The 2,913-nt window shown below is 65.3% G+C and carries 1 protein-coding gene; it reads left to right on the forward strand.

Annotated elements, in window-relative coordinates; genetic code table 11:
* The coding region (locus EPA64_RS16105; protein WP_134727303.1) for a DUF3320 domain-containing protein at positions 1-2,727 on the forward strand (2,727 nt) is incomplete at its 5' end.
* Positions 2,728-2,913: the final 186 nt, after the last annotated feature.

Here is a 2,913-nt window from a genome sequence, read left to right on the forward strand (position 1 = left end):
ATTGCGGCGCGCGACCACCGAGATGCTGGCGCCATTTGGTCGGACGCCGACTCGCGTTGGCCCGACCTGCGTGCGGCTTTGCGGTGGGTGTCGGACAACGCGGATATACTTCGCCCTTCCGCGCGCATCGCGGATCGCGCGGGTCTTGCAGACATCGCCCGTGAAATCCAAGAACGGTCCGAGAAGCTCGGGACCGATGTCAGCGGGATTGCCTCCGAGCTTCAGCTCGATCTGAACACCGCCTTCGGCACGCCGCTGGACCACGTGCCGCTGGCCAGCCTCACCGAACGGCTGCGGGCCTGGGGCGGGGCAGGTGAAAGCCTGTTCCGCTGGACCGCCTACCGCGATCGGGCACAGCGCGGTCATGCCCTTGGTTGTGGTGACATCGTTGATCGCCTCGCCGATGGACGCTTGCCGCCCGAACAGGTGATCCCGGCTTTCGAGATGGCCTATCACGAGGATCTTCACGACGCGCTGATCCGCGAGGCACCCGAACTCGCCCGCTTCGATGGAACGCTTCATGAGAAGAAAGTCGCCGACTTCGCCGACCTCGATCTGAAGCGGATCCGTGCATCGGCCGACGAAACCGTCAAGGCGCATCATGCCCGAGTGCTCCCGCGCGATGGCAGCGGGATGGGTCCATTGGGAACGCTGCGCAACGAGCTTCAGAAGAAGCGCGGCCACATGCCGATCAGGAAGCTTGTGGAGCGCACAGGCCCGGCGCTGCAGGCGCTGAAGCCCGTCTTCATGATGAGCCCGCTTTCAGTGGCGCAGTTCCTTGCCCCCGGCAGCATCGAGTTCGACCTGCTTGTCATGGACGAAGCCAGCCAGATCCAGCCCGTGGACGCCCTGGGCGCGGTCGCCCGCGCCCGCCAGGTCGTCGTCGTCGGCGACCCGAGGCAGCTTCCGCCCACCTCGTTCTTCGCGCGCATGACCGGCGGGGTTGATGACGACGAGGATGATGGCACCCGCGTTGCCGATATCGAAAGCATATTGGGCCTGTTCACGGCGCGGGGCCTGCCGATGCGGATGCTGCGCTGGCACTATCGCAGCCGCCACCAGTCGCTGATCGCGGTCAGCAATCGGCAGTTCTATGAAAACAAGCTGTTCGTCGTGCCCAGCCCCTATACGGCCGAGGCGGGCATGGGGTTGCGCTTCCACCGCATCCCCGACGGGATCTTCGACGCGGGCGGCAAGCGCTGCAACCTTGTCGAGGCGAAGGTCGTCGCCCGTGCGATCATCCGCCATGCGCTCGACTGCCCCGACCTCTCGCTAGGCGTCGCTGCCTTCTCGGTGGCGCAGCGGCGCGCCATCCTGGACGAACTCGAACTTCTCAGGCGCGCGCACCCGGAAACCGAGGGCTTCTTCCATGCCCATCCGTCCGAGCCGTTCTTCGTCAAGAACCTTGAGAACGTGCAAGGCGACGAGCGCGACGTCATCTTCATCTCGGTCGGCTACGGTCCGACCGTTCCGGGCGGCCGGGTGCCGATGCGGTTCGGTCCCCTTGGCTCGGACGGAGGGGAGCGCCGGCTCAACGTGCTGATCAGCCGCGCCAAGCAGCGCTGCGAGGTCTTCGCCTCGATGACCGACGAGGACATCGACCCCGACTTCGCCCAGTCCCGAAAGGGCGTCTTTGCCTTCCGTATGTTCCTGCAGTTCGCCCGCACGGGCCACCTGACCATGGCCGAAGCCACCGGCCGCGACCACGACAGCGTCTTCGAGGAGCAGGTGGCCCATGCTCTTCACGAGCGCGGCTATCACGTCCACCGCCAGGTCGGCCTTGCCGGGTTCTTCATCGACCTGGCGGTGTCGGACCCCGAACGCCCCGGCCGCTATCTTCTGGGCATCGAATGCGATGGCGTCGCTTATCACGACGCCCTGTCCGCCCGGGATCGTGACCGCCTGCGGCAGTCCGTCCTTGAAAGCCACGGCTGGCACATCCATCGGTTGTGGAGCACCGACTGGTTCCAGCGGCCGCAGCAGGAACTCGCCCGCATCATCGCCGCCATCGAGGCCGCGAAGGCGGAGGACCAAGGGCGCGACCTGCGCCAGACCCGCCCCACCGTCCGCATCACCACCGAGGATGACGGTGAGTGGACGATCTTCGATCTTCAGACCGGCGATCAGGCCGAGGAACATGTTCTCACGCCCACGGTTGCGTCTGTCAGACGCTATGAGGAAGCGGTTCTCCTGCGTCCGGGTCACCTTTCGGGCGAGTTGCACGAGGCCCCGCGCGGCATCCTTGTCGCCCAGGTCGAGCAGGTCGCCGAGGTCGAGGGCCCGGTGCATTTCGACGAGGTGGTGACGCGGATTCGGACGGCCTGGGGATTGGGGCGGGCCGGCGCGCGGATACGCGACGCCATCGCCGCGGCGGCAGAGGCGGCAAAGCGGAAGGGCACGGTCACGAGATCCGGCGACTTCCTGTCGGTTGCAGATCGAACGCCGATTCTGAGGGATCGTTCCGAGACCCAGTCCCCGACTCTTCGAAAGCCGGAGATGCTTCCGCTTGACGAGATCGCCTTGGGCGCGGTCGCGCTCGCCCGCGAGAACTTCGGCGCCGAACCCGACCGGCTAATAACGGAGATCGCACGCGGACTGGGCTTCAAGGCCACCAGCGATGCCCTTCGGCGGCGGATTCTGGACGGGATTGACGCTGCACAGCGAGACGGGCAGCTGATTGATCAGAATGGATTGCTGCAAGCTATCGAAGGTCTGGGGGAGCGTTGATGTTTGTTAGACAAGGACAATAGATTTCCCCCAACGCTGTAGATAGGCAGTGACCGCAGCAACGTTTTTTAGAGACGTTTAGAGGCTCCCCCATGCCACTCTGCTAATCCTCAAGCCTACACAAAGCGGCATGGGCCGAGTAGACTACGGCGGTTGCCTGCCCCCGCAACCATTCCCTACGCCACA

Origin of the sequence: Paracoccus luteus (assembly GCF_004522155.1) — a bacterium.
GTDB lineage: Bacteria > Pseudomonadota > Alphaproteobacteria > Rhodobacterales > Rhodobacteraceae > Paracoccus > Paracoccus luteus.